The sequence below is a fragment of the Streptomyces sp. NPDC126503 genome, from assembly GCF_040302405.1.
GTDB classification, from domain to species: domain Bacteria; phylum Actinomycetota; class Actinomycetes; order Streptomycetales; family Streptomycetaceae; genus Streptomyces; species Streptomyces gulbargensis.
In genome coordinates this window covers 68,251-93,576 of sequence record NZ_JBEORS010000024.1, presented here as the reverse complement: position 1 = coordinate 93,576, position 25,326 = coordinate 68,251, and the positions used below count along the sequence as shown (strand labels likewise).

General features: G+C 72.3%; 22 protein-coding genes and 1 tRNA gene. 6 read left to right on the top strand and 17 right to left on the bottom strand.

The window, feature by feature from the left end; translation table 11 throughout:
* Positions 1–132: 132 nt before the first annotated feature.
* Positions 133–1,278, bottom strand: coding sequence for a 4-hydroxyphenylpyruvate dioxygenase (gene hppD, locus ABTY40_RS25810; RefSeq protein ID WP_352061712.1), 1,146 nt, complete (start codon positions 1,276–1,278; stop codon positions 133–135).
* Positions 1,279–1,399: 121 nt separating this feature from the next.
* Here hppD and ABTY40_RS25805 point away from each other — a divergent pair, with 121 nt between their 5' ends.
* From ABTY40_RS25805 to ABTY40_RS25795, 3 genes are all read left to right on the top strand, one after another.
* On the top strand, positions 1,400–1,876 hold the full coding sequence (locus ABTY40_RS25805) for an Lrp/AsnC family transcriptional regulator (RefSeq protein WP_309054423.1): 477 nt from the start codon (positions 1,400–1,402) through the stop codon (positions 1,874–1,876).
* Positions 1,877–1,974: 98 nt separating this feature from the next.
* The gene (locus ABTY40_RS25800; protein ID WP_352061711.1) at positions 1,975–2,556 is read left to right on the top strand and encodes an ArsR/SmtB family transcription factor; all 582 of its coding nucleotides are present in this window, start codon (positions 1,975–1,977) and stop codon (positions 2,554–2,556) included.
* A 79-nt stretch (positions 2,557–2,635) separates the two neighbouring features.
* A complete protein-coding gene (locus ABTY40_RS25795) occupies positions 2,636–2,863 on the top strand; it encodes a hypothetical protein (RefSeq protein ID WP_352061710.1) in 228 nt (75 codons plus the stop codon).
* A 14-nt stretch (positions 2,864–2,877) separates the two neighbouring features.
* Here the strand turns inward: ABTY40_RS25795 and ABTY40_RS25790 are convergent, their stop codons facing one another.
* A complete protein-coding gene (locus tag ABTY40_RS25790) occupies positions 2,878–3,672 on the bottom strand; it encodes a S16 family serine protease (RefSeq protein WP_352061709.1) in 795 nt (264 codons plus the stop codon).
* A gap of 99 nt (positions 3,673–3,771) precedes the next feature.
* Entirely contained in the window at positions 3,772–4,914 is a 1,143-nt protein-coding gene (locus ABTY40_RS25785) for an alpha/beta fold hydrolase (protein ID WP_352061708.1), read from the bottom strand.
* Between the two features lie 88 nt (positions 4,915–5,002).
* Between ABTY40_RS25785 and ABTY40_RS25780 the strand changes: the two genes are divergently transcribed.
* Positions 5,003–6,010, top strand: coding sequence for a helix-turn-helix domain-containing protein (locus tag ABTY40_RS25780; RefSeq protein WP_352061707.1), 1,008 nt, complete (start codon positions 5,003–5,005; stop codon positions 6,008–6,010).
* A 23-nt stretch (positions 6,011–6,033) separates the two neighbouring features.
* Here ABTY40_RS25780 and ABTY40_RS25775 read toward each other — a convergent pair whose 3' ends face one another.
* From ABTY40_RS25775 to ABTY40_RS25765, 3 genes are all read right to left on the bottom strand, one after another.
* Complete coding sequence (locus tag ABTY40_RS25775) at positions 6,034–6,675, bottom strand: IclR family transcriptional regulator (protein WP_352061706.1); 642 nt, start codon at positions 6,673–6,675, stop codon at positions 6,034–6,036.
* Positions 6,676–7,221: 546 nt separating this feature from the next.
* Positions 7,222–9,012 carry a DEAD/DEAH box helicase gene (locus ABTY40_RS25770; protein WP_352061705.1) on the bottom strand — a complete coding sequence of 597 codons (1,791 nt, stop codon included), beginning with the start codon at positions 9,010–9,012 and terminating at the stop codon, positions 7,222–7,224.
* 168 nt (positions 9,013–9,180) lie between these two features.
* On the bottom strand, positions 9,181–10,692 hold the full coding sequence (locus tag ABTY40_RS25765; protein ID WP_352061704.1) for an MFS transporter: 1,512 nt from the start codon (positions 10,690–10,692) through the stop codon (positions 9,181–9,183).
* Between the two features lie 286 nt (positions 10,693–10,978).
* Here ABTY40_RS25765 and ABTY40_RS25760 point away from each other — a divergent pair.
* A tRNA-Cys gene (locus ABTY40_RS25760) sits at positions 10,979–11,050 on the top strand.
* A gap of 74 nt (positions 11,051–11,124) precedes the next feature.
* The gene (locus ABTY40_RS25755; RefSeq protein WP_352061703.1) at positions 11,125–11,508 is read left to right on the top strand and encodes a hypothetical protein; all 384 of its coding nucleotides are present in this window, start codon (positions 11,125–11,127) and stop codon (positions 11,506–11,508) included.
* 22 nt (positions 11,509–11,530) lie between these two features.
* Here ABTY40_RS25755 and ABTY40_RS25750 read toward each other — a convergent pair whose 3' ends face one another.
* The 11 genes from ABTY40_RS25750 to ABTY40_RS25700 all read right to left on the bottom strand — a co-directional run bounded on the left by ABTY40_RS25750 (position 11,531) and on the right by ABTY40_RS25700 (position 25,167).
* Positions 11,531–12,154, bottom strand: coding sequence for a hypothetical protein (locus tag ABTY40_RS25750; protein WP_352061702.1), 624 nt, complete (start codon positions 12,152–12,154; stop codon positions 11,531–11,533).
* A gap of 17 nt (positions 12,155–12,171) precedes the next feature.
* Positions 12,172–12,843 (bottom strand): hypothetical protein, encoded by a 672-nt coding sequence (locus ABTY40_RS25745; protein WP_352061701.1) that lies wholly within the window; start codon positions 12,841–12,843, stop codon positions 12,172–12,174.
* Positions 12,844–12,873: 30 nt separating this feature from the next.
* On the bottom strand, positions 12,874–15,207 hold the full coding sequence (locus tag ABTY40_RS25740; RefSeq protein WP_352061700.1) for a DUF6571 family protein: 2,334 nt from the start codon (positions 15,205–15,207) through the stop codon (positions 12,874–12,876).
* 18 nt (positions 15,208–15,225) lie between these two features.
* Positions 15,226–15,654: a hypothetical protein gene (locus tag ABTY40_RS25735; protein ID WP_352061699.1), complete on the bottom strand. Its 429-nt coding sequence runs from the start codon at positions 15,652–15,654 to the stop codon at positions 15,226–15,228.
* Between the two features lie 436 nt (positions 15,655–16,090).
* Complete coding sequence (locus tag ABTY40_RS25730; RefSeq protein WP_352061698.1) at positions 16,091–16,582, bottom strand: hypothetical protein; 492 nt, start codon at positions 16,580–16,582, stop codon at positions 16,091–16,093.
* A gap of 198 nt (positions 16,583–16,780) precedes the next feature.
* A complete protein-coding gene (gene mycP, locus ABTY40_RS25725; RefSeq protein WP_352061717.1) occupies positions 16,781–17,989 on the bottom strand; it encodes a type VII secretion-associated serine protease mycosin in 1,209 nt (402 codons plus the stop codon).
* Between the two features lie 83 nt (positions 17,990–18,072).
* Positions 18,073–19,608 (bottom strand): hypothetical protein, encoded by a 1,536-nt coding sequence (locus ABTY40_RS25720; RefSeq protein ID WP_352061697.1) that lies wholly within the window; start codon positions 19,606–19,608, stop codon positions 18,073–18,075.
* Between the two features lie 43 nt (positions 19,609–19,651).
* Positions 19,652–20,116 (bottom strand): DUF2563 family protein, encoded by a 465-nt coding sequence (locus tag ABTY40_RS25715; RefSeq protein ID WP_352061696.1) that lies wholly within the window; start codon positions 20,114–20,116, stop codon positions 19,652–19,654.
* 112 nt (positions 20,117–20,228) lie between these two features.
* Positions 20,229–22,553, bottom strand: coding sequence for a xanthine dehydrogenase family protein molybdopterin-binding subunit (locus tag ABTY40_RS25710; protein WP_352061695.1), 2,325 nt, complete (start codon positions 22,551–22,553; stop codon positions 20,229–20,231).
* On the bottom strand, positions 22,550–24,295 hold the full coding sequence (locus tag ABTY40_RS25705) for a 2Fe-2S iron-sulfur cluster-binding protein (RefSeq protein ID WP_352061694.1): 1,746 nt from the start codon (positions 24,293–24,295) through the stop codon (positions 22,550–22,552). The genes ABTY40_RS25710 and ABTY40_RS25705 overlap by 4 nt, the downstream gene beginning before the upstream one ends.
* Positions 24,292–25,167 carry an FAD binding domain-containing protein gene (locus tag ABTY40_RS25700; protein ID WP_352061693.1) on the bottom strand — a complete coding sequence of 292 codons (876 nt, stop codon included), beginning with the start codon at positions 25,165–25,167 and terminating at the stop codon, positions 24,292–24,294. The genes ABTY40_RS25705 and ABTY40_RS25700 overlap by 4 nt, the downstream gene beginning before the upstream one ends.
* Positions 25,168–25,326 lie beyond the last annotated feature (159 nt).

Below are 25,326 nucleotides of genomic sequence, written 5' to 3'. Positions count from 1 at the left end.
CCCCACCGCACCCCCCCGCCAACCCCCCCCCGCGGGGGGCGGGCCCGTTTTTATTGACCATTCCCCCAGGCCCCCCGCGGCGGGGGGGGCGGGGGCGCTCGCCCCGGACCCCCTCCGTGCACGGCGCGGCGGTTACAGGTTGCCGCGCTTGGCCTGCTCGCGCTCGATCGCCTCGAACAGGGCCTTGAAGTTGCCCTTGCCGAAGCCCATGGAGCCGTGGCGCTCGATCATCTCGAAGAAGACGGTCGGGCGGTCCTGGACCGGCTTGGTGAAGATCTGCAGCAGGTAGCCGTCCTCGTCGCGGTCGGCGAGGATCTTCAGTTCGCGCAGGGTCTCGATCGGGACGCGGGTGTCGCCGACCCACTCGCCGAGCGTGTCGTAGTACGAGTCGGGGGTGTCCAGGAACTGGACGCCCGCGGCCCGCATCGCGCGGACGGTGGCGACGATGTCGTTCGTGGCGAGCGCGATGTGCTGGACGCCGGCGCCGCCGTAGAACTCCAGGTACTCGTCGATCTGCGACTTCTTCTTCGCGATCGCGGGCTCGTTGATCGGGAACTTCACCTTGAGGGTGCCGTCCGCGACGACCTTCGACATCAGGGCCGAGTACTCGGTCGCGATGTCGTCGCCCACGAACTCCTTCATGTTCGTGAAGCCCATGACCTTGTTGTAGAAGCCGACCCATTCGTTCATGCGGCCGAGCTCGACGTTGCCGACGCAGTGGTCGATCGCCTGGAAGGTGCGCTTGGCCGGGGGCTCGACGATCGGCGCGGCGGCGACGTAACCCGGGAGGTACGGGCCGGTGTAGCCGGAGCGCTCGACGAGGGTGTGGCGGGTCTTGCCGTACGTCGCGATGGCGGCGAGGACGACGGTGCCGTGCTCGTCCTTGACCTCGTAGGGCTCGGTGAGGCCGGTGGCGCCCTGCTCGACGGCGTAGGCGTAGGCGGCGCGCGCGTCCGGGACCTCGATCGCCAGGTCGACGACGCCGTCGCCGTGCGCGGCGACGTGCTCGGCGAGGAAGTGGCCCCACTCGGTGGAGGCCTTGATGACGGAGGTGAACACGAAACGGGCGGAACCGTTGGTGAGGACGTAACTGGCGGTCTCGCGGCTGCCGTTCTCCGGTCCGGAGTAGGCGGTGAGCTTCATGCCGAAGGCCGTGGAGTAGTAGTGGGCGGCCTGCTTGGCGTTGCCGACGGCGAAGACGACCGCGTCCATTCCCTTGACCGGGAAGGGATCGGCCTCACGCGCGGTGCTCGGGGTGTGGTCAATGGTCTCAGTCATGGGAGCAGCGTCGCGCCGTACGGCAAGGTGCGCAATAGTTTGCTCAGAGCCTGGTCAATGTGTACAGCGATGCGCCAGCATCGGCGGGCGACTTGTACATCCTGACCATCGGGAGGCCCTCGTGGCGATCGATCATTTGGACGGCCGGCTGATCGTGCTCCTCGCGCGTGAACCGCGCATCGGCGTCCTGGAGGCCTCGCGCCGGCTCGGGGTGGCGCGGGGCACGGTGCAGGCACGGCTCGACCGGCTGCAGGCGAGCGGGGTGATCCGGGGGTTCGGGCCGCAGGTGGACCCGGCGGCGCTCGGATATCCGGTGACGGCCTTCGCGACGCTGGAGATCAAACAGGGCCAGGGCGCGGACGTGCGGGGCCATCTGTCGACGGTGCCCGAGGTGCTGGAGCTGCACACCACGACGGGGCACGGGGACATGCTGTGCCGGCTGGTCGCCCGGTCGAACGCGGATCTGCAGCGGGTGATCGACAAGGTGGTGGCGTTCGAGGGGATCGTGCGGGCGTCGACGGCGATCGTGATGGAGAACCCGGTCCCGCTGCGGATCATCCCGCTGGTGGAACAGGCGGCGGGCGGCGAACCGGTCTGACGTCCCCCTGCTCCGTCCGGGTGGGGGACGGAGGACCGCAAAGAAGTCATTGCAAAAAAAGTGTTGCAACGGCTTCTTTGCATCTCTAGGGTGGAACCATGTCCGAGCCCGAGGAACATCTCAGCCGCGCACTCGACCCGCGCTCCCTGCGCGGGCTCGCCCACCCGCTCCGCATCCAGTTGCTGCGGGCGCTGCGCCTTCACGGCCCCGCCACCGCGTCCCAACTGGCCGAGCGGTTGGGCGAATCCAGCGGCGCCACCAGTTACCACCTCCGCCAGCTCGCGGCGCACGGCTTCGTCGAGGACGACCCGACGCGCGGCAAGGGGAGGGAGCGGTGGTGGAGATCGGCCCATCAGGGCACGACCGTCGACGAGTCGCTCCACCAGCACACGGACCCCGAGGTCCGGGGAGCCATCGACGTGTACTTCCACGAGGTGGCGACCATCCACACCCAGGAGCTGAACACCTACCTCGGCACCCGGCACGACTGGGGCGAGAGCTGGCTCGGCGCCTCCGACATGAGCGACTTCACGCTGCGGCTGCCGCCCGCGAAGCTCCGTGAACTCGACGAGAGACTGCACGCCCTCATCGACTCGTACCGGGACGGCGAGGAAAGCCGTGCGCCGGACGCCGAGCGCGTGCGGATCCACCTGCACGCCTTCCCGCAGCGCGAGGACTGACGCCCGCGGTTCGCACACGGCACGGCACGGCACTGCACGTCACCCCAGGGAAGCCCCACCCACGGAAGGAACGAGCACCATGCACGCAGACATCCATCTTCAACTGCACGCTCTGAACGCCGCCGCGCTCCAGCGGCAGGCCTCGGCCGCAGCACGGGCCTCCGCCGCCGCCTCGGTCGTCTCCGGCACCGCCGGCCCGGCCGCCCGGGCCGCGGGCTCCGTCCGGGTGCGGGTGGGGTGGCGGCTCGTCGAACTGGGACTGCGGCTGGCGACACCCGCCGACCGGCCCGTCACCCTGGTCGCATGAGCGCGACCGGGGGGTCAGCAGGACGGGACCCGTGCCTCCTGGCCCTGGGCGAGGGCACGGAGGGACGACACCGCGTCGTCCAGCGCCGTGACCGGGATCAGCCGCATCCCCTCCGGCAGTTCGGCCTTCGCCTCCGCACACTCGTCCTTGGGCACGACGAAGACGGTGGCACCGTCACGGGCGGCGGCCTGCGTCTTGAGGGAGACACCGCCGACGGCGCCGACCTTCCCGTCGGCCTCGATCGTGCCCGTCCCGGCGACGATCCGCCCGCCGGTCAGATCACCGGCCCGTCCGACGCCGTCGAGCTTGTCGACGATGCCGAGGGAGAACAGCAGCCCGGCGCTGGGCCCGCCGATGTCGGCGAGGTGCAGGGTGACCTTGACCTTCGCCGGGTCCTTCTTCAGGTAGCGGAGGGCCGCCAGGGTGGCCGCGTCCTGCGACTCCTTCATCTGGCCCAGGTTGTGCTTCTCGATCTCGGCGTCCGACTTGCCGGGCGGGTAGACCGAATGGATCGGCATCACCGCCCGGTCCGTCCGGAACCAGGCGTCCACGACCTCGCCGAGACCCACGTCCACGGACGGCCCGCTGGCGACGATCGTCGTCATCCGCAGCTGCCCCTCGGTCTTCTGCACCGGGGCGCCGGCGACGCTGATGACCTCCCGCCCCTTGTCCACACCGAGCACGTCGGCGGTCGAGCCGGGCTGGGCGACGGCGTACGGCAGCGGCGCGAGCCCGACCACGGCGAACAGGGCGGCGATGGGCAGGGCGCTCAGCGCCAGCGCGCGGGGACGGGAGAGACGGGAAAGCACGCCCCCAATCTACTGGGGCGGCCTCCGGTACGGGCCCGAGGGCGGCGACCCGGGCGCGCTGCCCCGCCGGGGAACCCGCCCGGGCCGGACCGCGACCGCTCAGCCACCCGCGCGCACGGGCAGGTGGCGGGTGAAGAAGGAGCGCAGGAGCGTGCGCACGGCGGGCACGGATTCCCGGGGCGCGACCGTGCCGACCAGCTCGGCCCGTTCCGCCGCCGTCATGAGGCCCGCCGCCTGGAGCTGCGGGACGAGGGAGGCGTGGTCGGTGAAGACCCAGTGGCCGCCGCCGGCCAGCTGCCGCCGGGTGACCGGCCCGCCGTGGCCGAGCAGCGCCGCCCAGGAGCGGTCGAGCCGTTCGTCGCGGAAGCCGTCGGTGCCGGCGAGGAGCAGGGGCCGGTCGGTGCCGTGGCGGGCGACGGGGAGGAGTTCGCCGTCCGCGCGGTCCAGGTACCCCTCCAGGTTGACGGCGGCGACGACCCGCCGGTCCTCGTGGAGGGCCTGTGCGACGGCGGCGCCGCCCGCCGAGTGCCCGTACAGGCCGGCCCGGTCGAGGCCGAGGGCGTCGAGGACGAACCGCAGATCGGCGACCCTCGTGTCGATCATGGTGCGGAAGGCGGCGGCGCCCATGTCGGGGCGCAGCACCGTCGTCCGGATCCGTTCGCGGCCCGGCCGCTCGTCCGGGAACTCGACCTCGCTCGCGTCACCGGGGTGGTCGACGGTGACGACGGTCCAGCCGTGCGAGGCGAGGTCGACGGCCAGGGAGCTGCCCATGCAGCGGGAGTCGCCGCCACCGGGGCTGTACAGCAGCACGGGCCGCCGGCCGGGCAGAGCCGGCGCGCCGGCCCGGGCGTGGGTGAGCGTGGCGGCCCAGTCGACCCCGGCACCCGGCAGCGGCGGCCGTACCAGTGGGGCGAGGACGGTGAAGGCCGCGGCCGCGTCGGGGGTGAGCTGCTGGACGCGCGGGAAGCCACGGCCGGGAGCGGCGGGCCGCAGGACGGTGATCATGACCTCCCGGACACCGATCTCCGGTGCCCAGGGGTCGTTGCGGGCGGGGTCGGTCAGACGGCGGACGGTGGCACCGACGGCGTACGGGCCGGTGGGCGCGGGCAGCCGGAGCACCTGACCGGCCGGGCCGGAGGCGGAGGCGACCCGGGTGGTGGCGGAGGCGAGGGTGAGAGCGGCGGCCCCGGCGAGGGCGCCCTTGACGAGGGAGCGGCGTCCGGGTGTGCGTGTGTCGGTCATGCCCGGCATCCTGGGGGCGGGCCGGGCCCCGGTGCGAAGCTTCCGGCCCTGGCCGAAAGGCTGGCGGCGGACGGGGGAATCTGCGGGGATGCGGCTGCACTTCACGACGGACGATTACGCCCGGGTGCGGTTCGCACCCCGTCCCTCCCCCGTGCCCGAGCTGCACGCGGCCCTGATGATGCTGGGCGCGCCGCACGAGCGCGCGCTGTTCGGACGGTGGCGCGGGAGGCTGCTGCGGGCCCTGCCGGGGGTGGCCGCGCCGCTCGCGGAGCTGGCGCCGGCCGGGCGCGCCCCCGTCTTCCTGGACGTCCTCGGCGAGACGCGGCGGGACGGCTTCGAGCGGATCCGGTCGGCGCCCCCGGAGCTCGTACGGGCGGAGCTGGCCCGGGTGTACGCGGGGCAGGGCGCCCCACCGCGCTGGGTGCGGGGCCTGTACGAGGGCGAGGCGGAGGCGTGGCGGACCGTGGACCGGGCGCAGCGAGCCGCGTACGGGACGGTTCTCGCCCCCGTGTGGCCACTCGTCCAGGACCTGCACCGGGCGGAGTTCGCCCGGCACGCGCTCGCCGTGGCGGAGCGGGGCCTCGGGGAGGCCCTGACCGCCCTGGTGCCGGGTTCGCGCCTGCGGGACGGAATCTGGGAGGCGGCCGGTGCGGGCGCGCGGGGCGCCGGTGGCCGGGACGTGCGGCTCGGCGGACGGGGGCTGGTGCTGCTGCCGACCTTCCACTGGCGGGGTGGCCCGCTCGTGCAGGACCTGCCGGGCCGGCCGGTGGTCCTCGCCTACCCGGCGGGCCCGGGCCTGCCCCTCGTACCCCCGGAGGCGGCCGCGTCCGGTGAGGGTCTGGCGGGCGTGCTGGGCCGTACCCGGGCGGAGGTGCTGCACGCCTTGGCGGAGCCCCGGACGACCACGGAGCTGGCGCGCCGTACCGGTGTCAGCGACGCGACCGCCTCGGCCCATGCCGCGGCGCTGCGGGCGGCGGGGCTGATCACGACGGTGCGGACGGGCCGTTCGGTGCACCACGCGCGCACCGGCCTGGGTTCCCTCCTGGCCGGGCCGGCCGAGGGCCGCCCGCCCGGGGCGGGACGCGGACGGGACTGACCGCGAAGACGGCCGGCGCCGTACTACCGCAGGGCGTCGGCGACCTCGCGGGCCGCGTCGACCACCCGGGGGCCCACCCGCTCCGGGACGGCGTCGGTGAGCATGACGACGCCGACACTGCCCTCGATGCCGGTGACGCCGAGGAGGGGGGCGGCGGCACCGCTGGCGCCGGCTTCCAGCTCGCCGTGCGTGAGGGTGTAGGTCGGTTCCGTCAGTCCGCCCTGGCGGGCGGCGAGGATCGCGCGCCCGGCGGCGCCCCGGTCCAGCGGGTGGCGGAAGCCGGCCCGGTAGGCGACGTGGTAGTCGGTCCAGGTGGGTTCGACCACGGCGACGGCGAGCGCCTCGGAGCCGTCGACGAGCGTGAGGTGGGCCGTGGCGCCTATGTCCTCGGCGAGCGAGCGGAGCGCGGGCAGCGCGGCCTCGCGCACCAGCGGGTGGACCTGGCGGCCGAGCCGGAGCACACCGAGACCGACGCGGGCGCGTCCGCCGAGGTCGCGTCGGACCAGGGCGTGCTGTTCGAGCGTGGCGAGCAGTCGGTAGACGACGGTCCGGTTGACGCCGAGTCGGTTGGACAACTCGGTGACGGTCAGGCCGTGGTCGGTGTCGGCGAGCAGTTTGAGGACTCTGAGTCCCCGGTCGAGCGTCTGGGAGGTCTCCGCGGTCACGACGCCCTCTCCTTCGGAGTGAGTGGCGGCGGACTCCTACGGGGTTGCGACGCCGGTCCCGTCGGCGACGCACGTCAGAGGCCGCCGGCAGGAAGGGGTACACCGGCTGCGCTCCGCGGCGGCGCTGCCACGGGGCGATAGCTTTGAGCCGGGACAGTAGCGACCCGCTCCGCTCAGCGGAAGACCTCGTCCAGAATCCGGGCGCAGGCGGGCGGAAGGATGGCGGTTCGGGAGCAAAGTCCCGCGGACGTGGGACTTCGGCGGACAAGACGCGCTATGTCGGCGCCTTCGTCCGGGCCCGGGCCGGGCGGAGGCCGTCCGGCCCGTCGGCCACCCGTCCCCCACCCGCCGGAGGAGCCGGATCCCGACCGGTCCGGTGCCTGAGCCGACCGACCCCGACCCGATCCCCCGCCTGAGCCAGGCGGACACCGTCCCCGGGACCCGGACACGCGTGAGGCCCGTACGCACGCCGTCGTACGGGCCTCGTCCTCCCCGGCCGCCTCGATCACCCCGACCGGTTCTCACCGGCCGGGGAGCGGGAGAGGGTCACCGCATGCGGGTGGCCCACTCCTGGACCTTCTTGATCCGCTCGCGGATCTGCCCGGCCGTCGCCTCCGCGCTCGGCGGGCCGCCGCAGACCCGCCGGAGCTCGGTGTGGATGACGCCGTGGGGCTTGCCGCTCTGGTGCACGTACGCGCCGACCATCGTGTTGAGCTGCTTCCTCAGCTCGAGGAGCTCCTTGTGGGAAACGACGGGCCGCCGCTCCGCCGGAAGCTCCAGGAGGTCGGCCTCGCTGTCCGGCTTCTTGCGGCTGTGCGCGATCTGCCGGGCCTGGCGCTTCTGGAGGAGCAACTGCACCTGGTCGGGTTCGAGGAGCCCGGGGATGCCCAGGTAGTCCTGCTCCTCCTCGCTGCCGGGGTGGGCCTGCATGCCGAACTCGGCGCTGTTGTACAGCACGCGGTCGAAGACGGCGTCGGACTCCAGCGCCTCGAACGGCAGCATGTCCTGCTCACCGGTGTCCTCGTCCTGCTGGCGCTCGGCCTCCGCCATCTCCTTCTCGGACTCGGCGTACGGGTCCTCCTCCCCCTCCTTCTTGGGCTTGTCGAGGACGTGGTCGCGCTCGACCTCCATCTCGTTGGCGAAACCGAGGAGGCTGGGGATGGTGGGAAGGAACACCGAGGCGGTCTCGCCGCGCCTGCGGGAACGTACGAAACGCCCGACGGCCTGGGCGAAGAACAGCGGGGTCGAGATCGTCGTGGCGTACACGCCGACCGCGAGGCGGGGCACGTCGACGCCCTCGGACACCATGCGGACGGCGACCATCCACCGGTCGTTGTTCTCGCTGAACTCGTCGATGCGGCTGGAGGCTCCGGCGTCGTCGGAGAGGACCACGGTGGCCTTGGTGCCGGTGATCTCCCGGATCAGCTTGGCGTAGGCGCGGGCCGAATCCTGGTCGGAGGCGATGACGAGGCCACCGGCGTCCGGGATGGACTTGCGGACCTCGGTGAGCCGCTGGTCGGCGGCGCGCAGCACGTTCGGCATCCAGTCGCCGCGCGGGTCGAGCGCGGTGCGCCAGGCCTGCGAGATCGCGTCCTTGGTCATCGGCTCGCCGAGGCGGGCGGCGATCTCGTCGCCGGCCTTGGTGCGCCAGCGCATGTTGCCGCTGTAGGAGAGGAAGATGACCGGCCGGACGACCCCGTCGCCGAGGGCGTTGCCGTAGCCGTAGGTGTAGTCGGCGGACGACCTGCGGATGCCGTCGTTCCCCTCCTCGTACGTCACGAACGGGATCGGGTTCGTGTCGGAACGGAACGGGGTGCCGGTGAGGGCGAGGCGCCGCGTGGCCGGCTCGAAGGCCTCCAGGCAGGCCTCGCCCCAGGACTTGGAGTCTCCGGCGTGGTGGATCTCGTCCAGGATGACGAGGGTCTTGCGCTGTTCGCAGCGGTTGCGGTGGAGCATGGGCCGCACGCCGACACCCGCGTAGGTGAGGGCGACGCCGTCGTACTCCTTGCTGAGCGGCCCGGCGCTGTACTCCGGGTCCAGCTTGATCCCTATCCGCGCGGCCGCCGCGGCCCACTGCTTCTTCAGGTGCTCGGTGGGTGCGACGACGGTGACCTGCTGCACGACGTGGTGGTGGAGCAGCCAGGACGCGAGGGTCAGCGCGAAGGTGGTCTTGCCGGCGCCGGGCGTGGCGACCGCGAGGAAGTCACGAGGCTGCTCCTGGATGTACTTCTCCATGGCCCCCTGCTGCCAGGCGCGCAGCTTGTTGGCGGTGCCCCAGGGGGCGCGGCCGGGGAAGGCGGGAGAGAGGTGGTGTGAGGAGGGGGCGGTGGTAGTCACGATCTCCGGTTCGACGCTCGTCCAGATATGACAACCGGGCCACCTTACCGGCGGCCCGCCCCGAACCTCGTACGAAACAGGACGGTGCCGCGGCGGTTGCGATCCACCTCACGTCGGGCCCCGAACGCGGGCGCGGAGGGTGCGCGCCCGTGTTCGCCCGGCCCGTTCTCATTGACCGCCACGTCCCTGGCCGGGGATTTCCGCGCCCTTCCGGGAGGGCTGGAGGCGGGTCGCCACCCAGGCACCCACCGCCGCCACCCCCGCCATGGGCAGGAAGACCGCGGCGAAGGCGGCCGGGTGGGAGCTGGTGGCCGCCGAGGCGTGGGTGGCGGCCGCGTGGCCCACGGCCCCGCCGCCGAGGGCGGCGAAGGCGGCTCCGCCGGCGGACAGCAGCAGCACGTTGGAGAGGCCGTCGGAGATCTGGAGGGCGGCGGAGTTGGCGCCGGCCTCGTGCGGGGCCGACAGCTTCATCAGCAGCACGCTCGTGGAGGAGATCACCGCCCCCATGCCCAGACAGCCCAGGCCCCACGCCACCGCCACCACCCATACCGGCACGGCGTGGATCAGGACCGCCGGAGCGGTGCCGATCGCCACGGCGACGAGGATCATGCCGACGACCACGAGCCGCTCGGTGTACGGCTCCGTCCACGGCCGCGACTGGATCCAGGAACCGAGCGCCCAGGTGAGGCCGCCGGCGGCCAGGGAGAGCCCGGCCAGGGTGGGGCTGAGGCCGCGCTGCGTGACCAGCATCAGCGGCACGAAGGACTCGGCGGCGATGAAGGAACCGGCGGCGACGCCGCGCAGCAGGACGACGGAGGGCAGCCCGCGCGCCGCCCGGACGGTGCCGCGCGGCAGGAGACCGCGGACGGCGGGCACGAGGAACGCGGCGCCCACGACGGCCGGCAGCAGGGAGAGCCAGCGCAGTTCCTGCCCGGCGTACTGGAGGAGTCCCGCGCCCGCCGAGATGCCGAGCGCCAGCCGGATCCGCCGCCGGTCCCACGGCGCGACCGGCGCGGAGGGGTCGGCGGGTCCGGAGGCGGTGCGGCGGATCGCCGGGAGGGCGAGGGCGAGCGGGAAGACGACGAGGACGGGGATGCCGACGAAGACCCAGCGCCAGCCCAGGTGCTCGGTGATCGTGCCGGAGGCGAGCGGGCCGACGACCGAGGGCACCACCCAGCTGGCGGCGAAGGCGGCCATGATCGCGGGCCTCAGGTGTTCGGCGTAGGCGCGGCTGACGATGACGTACAGCGCGACGATCACCAGCCCGCCGCCGAGCCCCTGCACGGCCCGTCCGAGGACGAAGACCCACATGGCCCCGGCGGTCCCCGACAGGAGCAGACCCGCGGCGAAGGCGCTGATGCCGGTGGCGAGCGGGGCGAGGGGCCCGTTGCGGTCGGACCACTGACCGGCGAGGACCATGCCGAAGAGGCTGGTGGTGAAGTACGCGGAGAAGGCGAAGGCGTAGAGCGGGATGCCGTGCAGTTCGCGGGCGGCGACGGGCATCGCGGTGCCGACGGCGGTCGCCTCGAAGGCGATGAGGAGGACGACGGAGACGATGCCGATGCTGAGCGCCCGGTGCGCGGAGTCGAGCACGGAGCCCCGCGGGGGCTCGACCGGCGTTTTCGGGGGGACGGTGTCGTCGGCGCCGGTCGCGGCGTCGTGGGGTTCGAGGGCGCTCATCCCCCCAGAGTAAGAGGTGAAGCAGCCAGTGACCCCTGTCAGGAGTCCCGGTTCTCCTCGGCCCTGCGACGTACGACTCCGGGGCCGGTCGCCCTCCGCCCGGGCCCGCGCCCGCGTAGCCCCGACTCCTCCTGCGCCCTCCTGAGTCTTCCTGAGCCCTCCTGGGCCCTTCGGTCCCTTCTGTGAACGGCGTGTGGCAGCGGCATGGCAGTCGCATGGCACCGCGGCCGCGCCCCTTGAGGCCCATCCGGGCGCCGCCCTACGGTCGTACCAGCACGCACGACACGACCGTGTGCCCGAGTGGTTGAGGGGCTCGCCTGCAAAGCGAGTGACGCCGGTTCGATTCCGGTCACGGTCTCTGACGATTCCTGGTCACCGCCAGGTCGCTCGCGGATCTTCACAGGCGCCCGGCGCCTGTGCCACAGTCCGCGCATGAGCGATCAAGGAAGACGCAAGGTGGGCATCGTCGCCGGCACGGCCCTCGCCGGGGCGCTGCTGCCGGGCATCACCCTCGGCCCGGAGACGGCCGACGCCGTCCTCGCGGTCCTGGTGGCCTCCGTGGTCCTGGCGGTGCTCACCCAACTGGTCTTCATCGGCCCCTCGGGCCGCGTCCCCCTCCCGGCCCTCGCCGCCTTCGGCCTCGCCGGCTTCGTCCAGGACGCGCTCATCTGGTGGCTGCTGTCCTGGCTGGGCCCGAAGTTCTCCACGCTCCACATCGAGGGCTTCACGACGATCCTCCTCGCGGCCCTCTGCACGCGGGGCGCGGTCCTCCTCGTCTCCCAACTGCCCCCACAGCCCCGCACGGCCGAGGACTGAGAGCCCCACCCGACCGGGCGCGTCAGGGCAGCAGGTCGCCCGGCACGTCCACCTGCTCCCGGCAGCCGAGGAGCTCCCGAGTACCGCGCGCCAGGGCGGCGAGAAGCCGCTCCTCCGGCACCTTTGCCGCCTCCCCGGTGGCCTTGTGGAGCACGGCGATTTCCAGGGGCAGCTCCCTGCCCTGGCCGGGGGCCGTGCCCGGCACGGTGCACGGCATGACGAGCGGCGTCCCCCAGATGTCGGGCCGGGACGCCACGTACACGCCGTCCGCGACGGTACGCCAACGGAACCTCCCCTTCCCCGCGCTCACGTGGTCGATGTCGTACATCGACCACCCGACGGTCGCGGTGATCACCCGCCCGCTCCCGCCGCCCTCGATCTCGCAAGGGTGCTGGACCTGCCGCCGCAGATCGTCCGCCCCGGCCCGCCACTCCCGCGCCTCCGCGACCAGCCGGCCCTTCACGTCCGCCCCTGCCGGCCCGTGCGGCCGGAACCCGTCGCCGAGAGCGGCACGCAGGACGTCGACACTCTCCGCTCCGAAGGCGTCCTGACAGGCCCGCAGCGCGGCCGGCTCGGGCGCGGGCGGGGGCTGCGCCGCGGACGAGCAGGCGGTAGCGGCGAGCAGCAGACCGGCCGCCCCCGCCACAGCCCGTCCCCCGACGCCTACCGCTGGCCGCGCCACTTCTTCTCCGTGAGGACCGGCTTCTCGGGCAGCCCCGCGTTGTTCTCGCAGCCCAGCTCCTTCACGACCGCCAGGGTGACGGAGTGGAGGACGGTGAGGTACGCCTCGCGGGTGGCCGGGGTGTTGTCGGGGAGCGCCCCCTTCAGGGGCTTGCCGAACCGGAGCAAGCCTTGGATGGGGGCCGGCCGTTCGCTCGCCCCCTTCAGCCTCGGACTGGTGCAGCCGACGAACAGCCTGGCCGTCTCGTTGTCGGAGCTGGCCTCTCGACCCAAGGCGTACAGATGCCGTCCCGAGGTCGTCCAATCCCGGCCGTCGTCGTACAGGTCGTCGCGCTCGTACAGGCGGAACTCGACACGCATCTCGAGCCCTTGGCCGGTGGTGACCTCGCACATCGCGGGGTGCCCCGGTGGCCGCCCTTCCCTGGCCTGATCCTCGATGAGCTGGTCCACCGTCCGTTTCAACCCGCCGCTGCCGGCCTCCAGAAACTTTTCGGCCCGGAGCACCGATTCGAGCGCTTTCGCCGCCGCCGGCGACAGCGTGCCGTCACACTGCTGCGCGGCGGTGATCCGCGGCTGCTCCTTCTCGTCGCTCCCGCAGGCGGTGAGCAGCAGACCGAGCGCGATTGTGGCGGCGGACAGGGAGACTCTTCGCATCGGGATTCCTCCGGGGTCGGAAGCGGACGGTCAGCCGGTCTCCGGGTCGTTGCCCGTCTGGTTCGCGTGGTCGTTGCCCTTCGCGTAACCGCCGTCGACCGATTCGATCATGTCCTGCCTGAAGTCACTGTTCACCTTGTCGCTGTGCTGGGCGAGGAAGCGTTCCATGGGGGACTCGGCGCTGTACCGGCCCGCCGTGTACAGCGCCTTCTGGTCCTCGTGGATCTCGTCCTCGGTCTTGTCCTTGTGGTCCTCGACGGATTTGTCCGACCAGTCGCCGATGACCTGCCCAGCGAGCTGTTCCATGACTCCCGAGCCGGTGTCGACGGCGAGCGGTACGAGGACGGCCGCCGTACCGACCGCGGCGGTGGCGGGCAGGAAGGCGACGCCCGCCGCGATGCCGACCGTGGCACCGAGCTCCACCCAGCCGGCCTTCGCCGCCTGGGCCTTCTCGTACTCCTCGTGCTTCTTCATGCCCTCGGCCTCGACCTGGTTGGCCCGGGACTCGTCGAGCACGCCCTGGAGGGTGGCCCCGGTGTACACGGTCGCGCGGGCCGCGCCCTCGTCGATCTTCCCGCCGGGGCCGACCTGTGCCTCCAGGACACTGGTGGTGTAGAGGCGCTCGGCCGTCGACACCGTGGCGTACGCGTCCGGGTGCTGGCCCAGCGTGCTGAGGAAGTCGATCGCGGTCTCGCGGCCGAACTGCGGATGGGCGCCGGGCATCTTCGAAGGGGCGAAGGGACTCTCCGAGTCGTTCTTCGCCAGCGCCCAGTTGAGGTCGTCGATGTAACCGGCGCCCATGTTGCCGAGGCTGTCGGCCATGGTGGACTGGTACTTCTTCAGCAGCTCGGGGTCGCTCCCGTACTTCTCGACGACCTGCGTCATGATCTCGGCGGAGGTCTCGTCCCGCTTGAGCTCCGGTGTCGGGTCGTCCCAGGCGTGGCCCAGCGTCGCCGCCTCCAGCGCGTGACCGAACGCGTCGGGCATGTAGTCCGCCGACTTCTTGGCGTCGTCGGGGTCGTGGCCGTCGATGTCGGGGAAGAAGGTGTACTTGTCGTTCGCGAAGTAGTCCAGGTAGCCCTTCTGGTCCCCGTCCTTCTTCGGGTCCAGGTCCACCGTCCCGCCGACGCTGCCGTCCTTGTTGTACGCGGTCGGCTCCTTGGAGAAGTACTCCTTCGCCGCCTCCGGGCTGTGTCCCAGCGCCTCCAGCATGGAGATCATCGGGTCGTAGCCCGCACCGTTGACGCCCGACGGGTTGTACTGGTTCTTGAGCCCGCCGGCGATCATCGACTTGCTGTTGGCGAAGAGGTACGGGTCCTTCGCGTGCAGCTGCGTGACGTGTTCGGCGATGGGGACCAGGAACTTCGGGTCGTAGTTGCCGTAGCGCATGATGCCGCCGAGCAACTGGTACCCGAAGGCCGGGTTGTTGTCGTACTTGACCAGCGGGATGCGCTCGGTGCCGAGCTTGCGCATGTCCGCGGACCACTTGTCGGTCCAGGCGTCGCCGCCCTGTGTGGCGGTCGCCAGGTTCATGCCCAGGTTCTTCTGGAGCTGCTGGACGTCGGCGAGGCGCTCCTTGTCGACCTTCGTGTAGTCGTACGTGTCCGTGGACAGCTGCCCGAAGAACTCCAGGGCGCCCTTCGGACCGAGACCGTCGTAGAAACCGCGCGAGAACGCCTTCGAGCCCGCGTTGTCCTTCAGCAGCTCGTTGAGGCGCGTCAGCTCCTCGTGGGAGATGTCCCGGCCCTTCTTCGCCAGGTCGACGGCACGCTGCGCCTCCTCGGCGTCCAGGCTGCCGTACTTCGGGGCGCTGAAGTTGTGCTGGTCGCCGGTGATGTTGGCCTTGAGGGCGTTGGAGCAGGCCACGTCGGCCTCGGTGCAGACCTCCAGGATGGCCTTGATCCGGTCCTCCATCGCCTGGATGTCCGCGCGCTCCTTGCGCACCAGGTCCTGGAAGTCGGGGTCGTGCCGGGCCGCCGGGTCCTTGATCTCGGAGAGCGGTTCGCGGGCGACGACCGTACCGTCCGACTTGACGTGGAAGCCCCGCCCGGGAGCCTCCGTCTCGGCGATCTTCTTCAGGTCGTCCTTGGCCTTCTTGAAGGACTGGTAGCCGTCTTCCAGGATCTTGTGGATCCCGTCGGCGGCCTTCGCCGCGTCCTCGAACTCCTTCGCCGTCTTGTCCACGAAGGGCTTGGTGACCTCGGCGTTCACACCGCGCCAGTAGTCGTCCTTGGCCTTCGCCGCCATGGTCGTCCGGGCGTCGTCGGCCAGCTTGTCCAGCTTGCCCTTCATCTCGGACCAGTCGTCGGCGGCGGTCTTCAGCTTGTCGAGCTGCGCCTGCATGACGTTCTCGTAGGTCAACACCGTGGCTCTCCCCGCCCGTTACTTGAAGTACTGGTCGATCCTGGAGGCGGCGAGCGCCGCCTTGATGTCCTGTTCTTCCTTCGCGTGCGAGGCCGCGCTGTAGTCGAGGTGGTTCGAGATGTTGGCGCAGGCGTCGAGGAGCGTGCCGAGCTGGGAGCTCCAGGTGCGCTGGACGGTCGACATCGCGGAGCCGGTGAGGAACCCGTGGCCGGACAGCTGGGTCGCTGCCTCGCCCGTGCTCGCCTCGGCGTGCTTGCCGTCCTTGGCGAGCCGGCCGTGCAGCGCGTAGGCGGCGCTGCCGATGGCGCCGAGCTTGTCCTGGTCGACGCTGAGGTCGGCGTTCCCGCCGCTCCCGCCACCGGATTCGGGAGCGACCTGATTGAGCCGCATGCTCACGCCGGACGTGGACGTGGACCGGGCGGACGCCCACTCCTCTTCGAACGACATGCTCTCCCCCGTGACCCTCGGACGGTGATCGTTCCTGATTCGCCTCAGCTAAGTCCCGCTGAATTCCGCCGGGTTCCGCACGCGCGGAGCCGCCGGAAACATGGCGATCGTAGCCTCACGGAAGGCCGTTCGAGCACTCCCCCGTGGGGAAAACGGACGCACACAAGATCTCTGCGATGCCCTCGCGAGCGCTTCACCTTCGCAACTCGGACACCCCGGCCCTTCTCGGGCGGCCGACAGCCGAATCGCTGTTCCGGTCGACAGGATCGCCCGGGGGCGACGCCGGAACGAACGGACACCACCGGACGATGGCCGGATGCCGTTGACCGCGCGAACGGCGAGGGCGGTGGCCACGGGCGCGGCGGCCCCGCCGCAGGTTCTCCTCACCCACGGCGGCAGGGTCCCCGGCTTCCCGCCCCGAGCCTTTCAGCAGTCCTCAGCGGACCACAGGCGCCCCCGCCGCCAGCCGGGTGTCCGTGCAGCCGAGGTCTGCCGCGACGCGGCGGGCGGCGGCGTTGACCAGGGTGACCTGATCGTCGCGGAGCCCCGGATGATCGGCCGGGTCGTCGAGGGGGCGCTGCAGTTCGGCGACGATGACGATCTCGTGGGCGGGTGCCTTCAGGCGGCAGGAGAAGTAGACGGCGGCGAAGAGGTCGGAGGACGTCGCGCGCAGCCCTGAGGAGTAAGCCGTGTGGACCTTTTCATCCTCCGTGGGCACGGAGAGCGCCTCTCGGAAGGTGATGTCCAGGATGCGCCGTCCGTCCTGGGCCTGCTCCAGCTCGCAGAACGGCACTCCGTTCATCCATCGCTTGCCTCTCTGCCAGGTGCGCGCGGCCTTCCGGAGGTCGGTGATCACCTTCTCCGGCCGGACCGTGTCACTCGACAGGGACACGCCTTCACCGGCGATGGCCGCCAGCGCCTTCGCCACGGGGGCCTCCGAGGCGAAGCCGCCGCACCCGCGCGGCCGTCCGGCCCTTCGTCTCCGCCGTACCGTCACCACCGTCCCCGCTCCCAGAACAGCCGACGAGGAAGGAAGTCACCAACAGGGCGGCAACGATCCCGGCACGCGCAGACCGTATGTCAGTCCTCCATCATGTACGCGTCGAACCGGACAGCAGTCGTCGGTTCAACCGCGACGCGACCTGAGCACCGGTACGGCGACCCCGACGGCGAGCAGCACGGCAGCACCGACTCCGAGGCCGATCCACAGGCCGGTGTTGCCGCCGTCGTCGGCGCTCGCCTGGGCGGCGGGAGCCGGCGCGGGCGCGGCGGAGGAACCGGTGGGGGCGGGGCTCGGCGGGGCCGCGTTGCCGGAGGGCGTGGCCGACGCCGTGGCTCCCCCGGGGGTGGCGGTGGCCTCGGTGAGGTCGTCGATGGGGCGGACGTCGGCGGGGCCGGGGTCGCCGGGGGTCTTGAGGGCACGGAGCGGGCGGATGCCTCCGTAGCCGAGGTAGTCGCTGCGCTTCTCACCACCGGCGGGCTTGACGACCGTGTTGAGCATGACCTTCAGGACCTGGTTGTTGGTCCAGTCGGGGTGCTTCGACCAGATGAGTGCTGCTGCAGCGGAGGCGAGCGCCGTGGCATCGCTCGTACCGGTGGACTTGCAGAGCCCGGTACCGCCACCACAGGCAGCGACCACGTCCTTGCCGGGGGCCACGATGTCGACCTGATCGCCGTACTGCGAGAGTGGCACGTGCTTGGCTTTCTTGTCGATGGCACCGACGCCGACGACACCGGGGGTGGCTCCGGGGTACTCGACCTGATTGCCCTTGTCGCCGGTGTTCCCGACGCCCGCGAAGACAAGGGAGCCTTTACCCAGCGCGTATGCGACCGCATCGGTGAGTTCCTGCGAACCGGCGGTGGCACTCAGGGAGATGTTGATGACCTTGGCACCGGAGTCGGCCGCGTACTTGATGGCCGGAGGAACGACACGGTTGAAGACCTTGTCGCTGTCAGCCATGCTGCCTTCGCCCGCGTCGAGCCCAGGAACGCGGACCGGCAGAATCTTGGATCCTGGTGCCAGGCCGAAGGCGCCGTTTCCACCGTCTCGTGCTCCGGTGCCGGCGATCAGACCCGCCATGCCCGTGCCGTGACCCATGTAGTCGGTGAACTGATCGCCCTCTTCCTCGGCTGCCGCGAAGTCCTTGCCGGTGAGCACCTGACCACGCAAGTCCGGGTTGTTCTTGTCCACACCCGAGTCGATCACCGCGACGGTGACGCCCTTGCCCGTGCTGCGCTTCCAGATCTCCTCGGCGCCGAAGGCGTCGAGGTGCCACTGCTGGTCTCGGATGCTCTCCGCGTGGGCGGGCGCGGAAGCGATGCCCACCAGCAGCATCCCCAAGGCGGCCGAGGCGGCGACTCGGGCCCGGCTCCGACGAACACTGCTGGTACGCATCTGCTTCCGCTTCCTCGCGCTGATCAGTCGATGACGGGCGGCGCCACACGGCGGTTGCGCTGCCAGGTTTCCTCGTCCTCGACAAGGTAGTCGGGACGCTCGCCCTTCTGCTCCTCGCGCTGATCGCCCGCCGGGGTGGTTCCGCCCCTGACGAGCCCGGAGCCTCCGGGCGTGAAGGGACGGCCGGCCGCCGCGCCGGTGGACTGCGGCCGGCCTCCGACGACACCGCCGGTCTCACCGGCGAGTCGGCGACCGCCGGTGACACCGCTCTGACCGGCGCCCATGGCGCCGCCCATGGGCGCTCCCATGCCACCGGCCATGGGGGCACGGCCGACGCCCGCGCCGCGCCCGCCCTGCTCCGTGCCGATCACCGTGCTGCGCGGGATGCCGGTCGCGGGTCGACCGGCCTGCGTGCTGGGCACCGCGCGACCGCCGCTGATGCCCTCACGGGGGCCGCCGCCCAGCGGGCCGTGGCCCGGCGCGAGACCGCGCAGACCCCCGTTGGACAGCGGACCGCGACCGCCGCCGTTGGTCGGTGCGGTCGGCGGCAGCGGCGTCGTCCCTCCCTTGCCGGTGAACGGCGGGACGCCCGTCGTCACGAACGGGGGCGTGAAGCCGTCCGGCTTGGTGAGCGGCGGCTGGGGGCCCGGTACCGGAGCGGGGCCGGTCGTGGTCGGCGGCGGCAGCGTGTTCACGCTGTCGATGCCCAGGTCGACGGGCTCGTCAGGACGCACCTCGGGGAGGACGTCCGGGCGGACATCGGGACGGACGGTGTACGTCGGACCGTCCTTGTCGTCGGCTGGCGGGACGTAGCGGTCGGGTGTGGCGGGCGGAACGTCGTGCCGGGAGCGAGAGGGCTGCGTGGTCCCCGTGTCCGTACCGGTGGAACGGCTGTCACTCTGCTGCGTGGAGCCGACATACGAGCGGTCGTCCGTGATGACGTCCCTGCGGTCCGGCACGAACGCGCCGGGCGGCGGCGGGAACGTCGGCGGCTCCTGGCCCCTCATGTTGAAGCTCGACCACTGGTACGTGCTCGAAAGGCGGTACATCTCGTCAGCCGCCGCCTGCTGGTTCGCCTTCTCCTTTGCCTGGATCGCCTGGAGTTCCTCGCTGGCGGCCATGGAACTGCGCGCCTTGTTGGCGACGGTCTGCGCATCCGGGTCGTTACGGTGCTCGATCGCCGCCTTGAGGTTCGCCTTGGCGGCCTCGTGGGAGGTGTACGGCGGCATGGCGCTCTGCGCCGCGGCGATTGCGGTGGAGTTCTGCTCCATCCACCCCGCGCCACGCGCGCTGTACTCGGAGAGGGCAGTCGTCGAGTTCGCCACATTCGTGGCCCATTCGACGAAGGCCTTCTCGGCCTCGCCCTCCCAGTCCATGTTGCGCATCCTGGCACGCAGATCCTCGGCGATCTTGGCCATCTGCTCGCCGACCGCCTTCAAACGCCGCGCTGCTTCGCCGACGTTGTAGCTGCTCGCCTCGTTCAGCCACTCCAGCATCTGCTCGTGCGTCATGCCGGCGAAGTTGGTCGCGCCGCCTCCGCCGCCCTCTGCAGGCCTCATCCTTCGCCTCTTCCCCGTGTCCCCGAAATTCCGTCAGCGCGACCTAGTTGAACTTGGCGTCCTCGAGCCCCCGGCTACCCTCCCCGGGCGTATCCCGTCCGGCTTCCTTCTCCGCCTGCTGCTTCGCCTCGTACGTGCGCTGGTGGATCGCGATCATCTTGCGCTTGATGTCGTCGTCCATCTCCTCCATGCCGTTCTTGGAGGCGACGACCGCGATTCCGAGCCCTTCCAGACAGTCCTTGAGCAGCCCCGAGAGCTGCACGAGCTTGCCGAGGACCTCGTCGTAGGCCGCGTACGCGCTCTGGGCCTCACCCCATGCCGCCCCGCCTCCGCCGAACTGGCTGCGGGTGACCGAGTCCGTCTTCAGCTTGTCCGGGCCGGCCTCGGAATTCTGGAGCTGGGTGATGAGGTCGTCGACGCCCTTGCGGAAGGTCTCCATGGAGTCGGCGCTGTACTTCACAGCCTGCGTCCGCATCCCGGCCGCCAGGCCTCCCATGTAGGCTTCCATGCCCACGCTCCTCCCCCGTGTGAACAACCGTGCGTGTGTCTAGTAGTTCACTGTAGTCAAGGACGACGACAGTCCGCACCTCCCGGTTGCACAAGCAACGCACATCACGCCGTTACGAATTGGGCGCCGCCACGGCTGCCTGCGGGCGGATCGGCAGGCGGTTGACGGGGCGTCCGGTCGCCGCGCGTACGGCTGAGGCCACTGCGGCGGGTGAGGTGACGACGGGGACGGCGCTCGCCGCCTTGGCGCCGAAGGGGGCCACGACGTCGCGTTCCTCGACCAGTTTCACGATGCGAATGTCCGGGGCATCCAGGGATGTCGGGAGTGCGTAGCCGGTGAAGTCGGGGTGCCGGACCAGGCCGCGGGTGGTGCGGAGGTTCTCGGTGAGGGCCGCGCCGACGCCCTGGGTGATGCCGGCCTCGATGCGGGTGGCCAGTTGGGCCGGGTTGAGGACGCGGCCGACGTCCTGGGCGACGGCCATCTCGACCACGCGGACGGCGCCGAGCTCGATGTCCACGTCCACCACCGCGCGGATGGCGCAGAAGGCGAGGCCGACGAAGGCGTCGCCCTGGCCGGCGTCGTCCAGCGGCTCGGTGGGGTGCGGGCGGCACTGGGCGGTGGCCCAGAGTTCCTTGCCGTCCAGGGCTTCCGTGACCGTGGTGGAGAGCACGCCGTCGTACGAGGTGATCTTGCCGTCGGTGATCTGGAGCAGTTCGGTGGACATGCCGAACTTGTGGGCCAGCGGCTGGAGGAGCTGGGTGCGGACCATCTTCGCGGCCCGTTCGACGGCTCCGCCCGACACCCAGGTGTGGCGGCCGTGGGCGGCTGGTCCGGCCGGGGGCTGGTCGGTGTCGACGGGGGCGACGTGGACCTCGTCGATACCGAGGGTCTCCTGGACGATCTGGCGGGCCAGGGTCGAGAAGCCCGAACCGGTGTCCACGGCCGAGCAGATGACCGTCGCGACGCCGTCCTGGACCCGTACGGTCGCCGTGGAGACCTCGTCCGTGCCCTCCGCGCCCAGCATGTGCACCATGCCGAGGGCGTAGCCGACTCCCCGGCGTACGGCTCCGGGCTCGCCCGCGCCCTCGGGGCCTCCGGGCAGCAGCCAGTCCTCCTCAGGGATGTCCTTGGGCAGCGGCGGCAACGGGAAGTCCCGTACGGCGGCCAGAAGTTCGGCCACAGGGGCGGGGCAGGTCACCGTCTGGCCGGTGGGCAGGATGTCACCGGTCGCCATGACGTTCCGCATGCGCAACTCGGCCGGGTCCAGGCCGAGTTTGGCGGCCAGTTTGTCCATCTGGGCCTCGTAGGCCGCGCAGACCTGCATCGCGCCCTCGCCCCGCACGTGGCCGGACGGGGGGTTGTTCGTGCGGACCGCCCAGCCTTCGACGAAGGCGTGGGGGACGACGTACGGACCGCAGGCGAAGGCCACGGCCGCCGCGAGGGATTCGGAGGAGGAGTCCGCGTACGCGCCCGCGTCGAGGAGCACCTGCGCCTCCACCTTCACCAGGCGGCCGTCCGCGTCCGCGTGGTGGCGGTAGCGCAGGAGGGTGGGGTGGCGGTGGGAGTGGCCGAGGAAGGACTCCTCCCGGGTGGCGGTGAGCTTCACCGGGCAGCCGGTGCGCAGCGCCAGGAGGCCCAGCGGGATCTGGAAGCCGGGGTCCTCGCGGTCGCCGGTGGCGCCGGGGACGCCGGTGACGACGACCTTGACCTGCTCGGGCGGCAGGCCGAAGCAGGCGGCGGCCAGGTCGCGGTCGGTGTGCGGGTCGGTGGAGGCCGTGTAGATCTCGACGCCGCCGTCCGGGCGGGGCACGGCGAGGCCGGCCTCGGCGCCGATGGGGGCCGGGTCCTGGCGGCCGATCCGGTAGAGGCCCTCGACGACGACCTCGCCGGTCGCCTCCGGGTCGCCGAAGCGGAGCGGGATGTGCCGGATGAGGTTGCCGTCCGGGTGGAGGGCCTCGGCCGCGAAGGCCTTCTCCGGGTCGGTGACCGGTTCGAGGATCTCGTACTCGACGTGGATCGCGGCCGCGGCGAGCCGGGCCGTGTCCGGGTGGTCGGCGGCCACGGCGGCGATGGCCTCGCCGTGGTGGCGGACCAGGCCGTCGGCGAAGACGGGACGGTCGGCGACCCGGCGGCCGTAGGTGGCGGCGCCCGGTACGTCGGCGGCCGTCACCACGGCCCGTACGCCCGGCATCGCCGCTGCGGCGCTCGTGTCGACCGAGACGATCCGCGCGTGCGCGTGCGGGGAGCGCAGGAGCGCGGCCCACAGCAGGCCCTCGGCCCACAGGTCGGAGGCGTACGGGAAGGTGCCCTCGGTCTTGGCCCGGGCCTCCGCCTGCGGGAGGGAGGTGCCGAGGCCGTGGGCGGCCTGCTCCTCGCCGGGGGCCGGGGCGGGGTGGTCCAGAGCCGTGGGAGCCGCGGTGATCGCGTCGCTGCTCACGCCATGCCTCCGTCGTGCGGGTGGGGAATCTGCTGCGGGACGCGGGGTTCGCCGGGGGTCTCGGGCGAGGTGGCGGCGGCGCTCGCCTCGCGTTCGGCGACGACGTCCCGTACGGCTTCGAGGACGCCGCGGTAGCCGGAGCAACGGCAGAGGTTGCCGGCGAGCGCCTGCCGGGTCTCCAGCTCGGTGGGGGCGTGGTTGCCCTCCAGAAGGTCGTGCACCGTCATGCACATGCCCGGGATGCAGAAGCCGCACTGGACGGTGCCGCAGCGGGCCAGGGCCCGCTGGACGTCGGACGGTTCGCCGTCCACGGCCAGGCCTTCGACCGTCCGCACCTCGGAGCCGGCGGCGGTCGCGGCCGGGACCAGGCAGGAGGCCACGAGCCGGCCGTCGACCTGCACGTTGCACGCGCCGCACTCGCCCTGGGAGCAGCCGTCCTTGGCCCCGGCGAGGCCGAGGCGCTCGCGCAGGACGTAGAGCAGGGACTCGCCGATCCAGGAGTCGGTGACGGGCCGGTCGGTGCCGTTCACGCGCAGGGTGTACGAGATGTTCGGGTGTTCGTCGCTCTCGGCGGGCGGAGGCGGGAGCGCCGCTTCCACGGACCCGGGGTCCGGGACCTGGTCCGCCAGAGCCTCGTCCACCGGGGCCCGACCTGCCGGGGCCTGGTCCACCGGGGCGTCGTCCGCCGGGGCCTCCACGGGCGCCACGTCGGCCGAGGGCGCCTCGTCCGGTCCGGAGTCCGGGAACGTGGCGGCCTGGACCGGCTCCTCGGCGAGCGGGACATCGGCGGCCGGGACATCGGCGAGCGGGGCCTCGGCACTCGGGGGCACGTCCGGGGCCCCCTCGGCGGCGGGAGCCTCCGGCTCCGCCCGGACCTCGGCCTCGACGCCGGCCTCGGTCTCGCTCTCAGCGGCGGCGGCAGGGACCGGCTCGTCCGTCACGGGCGGTTCCGAGCCCGCCGGGACCTCCTGCACGGCCCAGGGCGCCGCGGCACCGCCCGGAAGGGTCGGCGGGGCCTCGGCGTACGACACGGGGGCGGTGGGCACCTCGAACTGCCACTGTCCCGTCGGGCCCACGCCCGGATCCACGCCCGCCTCGGGCGGCGCCTCGAAACGCCACTCGGCGGTCGCCTGCGGGTCCTCGGCGCCCGGCTCCCCGCCGGGCTCGTGCCGCTCCTCGGCGCCGTACCGCTCGTCCTGCTCCGCCTGCGTGAAGTACGCGACCCCGTCGTCGGCGCGGGGCGGCGCGTACGGCTGCCCGCCGTACGGCTCCGCGTGCCCGTACGGCTCGGCCTGCCCGTACGCGTCGCTCCGCCCGTACGGCTCGGCGTGTCCGTACGGCGCGGTCCGTCCGTACGGCGTGAAGGGTCCGGCCTGCTGCTCCGCCCACGGGTCCGCGCCCGAGGGGTCCGCCGCCGGGTCGGTCACCGGCTCGGGTGGCGTCTGACTCCGCATCTGCTGCTGGTACGACGGGAGGGGCTGGAGCGGCGTGATCATCGGCGGTACGTAGCCGTGGCCGGGGGCCTCCAGCGGGATGCCGTCCAGCATGAACTCGGGCGGCAGCTGGACGAAGGCGGTCGCGTCGCCGTCGTACCCCTCGCTCTGCGGGATCGGCTGCCACCCACCCGGGTTGCCGGCCTGCTGCCCGTGCTGCTCAGGCTGCTCGGACCGCTGTTCCTGCTGCCCGTGGTGATGCCCGGGCCGCTGTCCGTACTGCTGCTCGTTGCGATCGGTGCCGCTCACGCGAGTGCCCTCCCCAGTGCCCGTCGGGCGAGTGCGGCGACGGTGCGCCGCAGGTGCAGTACGGCCGGGGGCAACTGCTCGTCGCCCTGCGGGTCCGGGACGCAGGCGGCGGCGACGTACTCGCCGAACGCCGCCAGCGCCTCCGGGGCCAGCCCGCGCGCGTTGTCCCAGTCCACCAGCGACGCGATCCAGCGCTCGGCCTCCAGGGGGCGCAGCGGCATGGGCGCGACGGCGCCGACCGCGCAGCGCACTCCGCGCCGGGCCGGGTCCAGGACGACGGCGACCGAGGCGGTGGCGCGGGCCGGTCCGGTGCGGCCGGTGGCCTTCAGGAAGACCTGGGGCGCGTGCAGCAGCGGCACGCGGACAAAGGCCACCAGTTCGCCGGGGGCCAGCAGGTCGCGGCCCGCGAGGAGGTGCGAGACGGGGATCTCGCGCTCGCCGAGCGGGCCCACGACGACGAGGTCGGCCTCCAGGGCGGCGAGGACCGGCAGCGAGTCGCCGGTCGGCGAGGCGGTGACCACGTTGCCGCCGAGGGTGCCCGCGTTGCGGATCTGCGGCGGTCCCGCGGCGCGGGCGGCGGCGGCGAGGGCGGGGATGAGCGCGGCGAAGTCGGGGCGGCCCATGCGGGCGTGGGTGAGGCCGGCGCCGAGGAGGGCGTGGCCGTCCTGGTACTGCCAGCCGCGGATCTCGTTGATGCGGCCGAGGCCGACGAGACCCGCGGGGCGGAGCTGACCTCGGTTGACGGCGGCCATCAGGTCGGTGCCGCCCGCCACCGGCACGGCGGCGGGCATGGCGGTGAGGGCCGCCACGGCCTCGTCGAGCGAGACGGGCAGCGTCACGGACTGCGCCGTCTGTGGTGCGTGCGTGGTCAACCCGCTGCCCCTTCCCGGTGTCCCGGTGGTCCCCGACTGTGCCCGGCCCTCGCGCCTGCGTGTGGGCGTACCGTACGTGCTCACAGGCCGGACGGGGCAACTCTGGCACATCTTCCGAGCCGTCCGGCGCGAGGGTCCACGAAGGACTGTTCCGTCCGT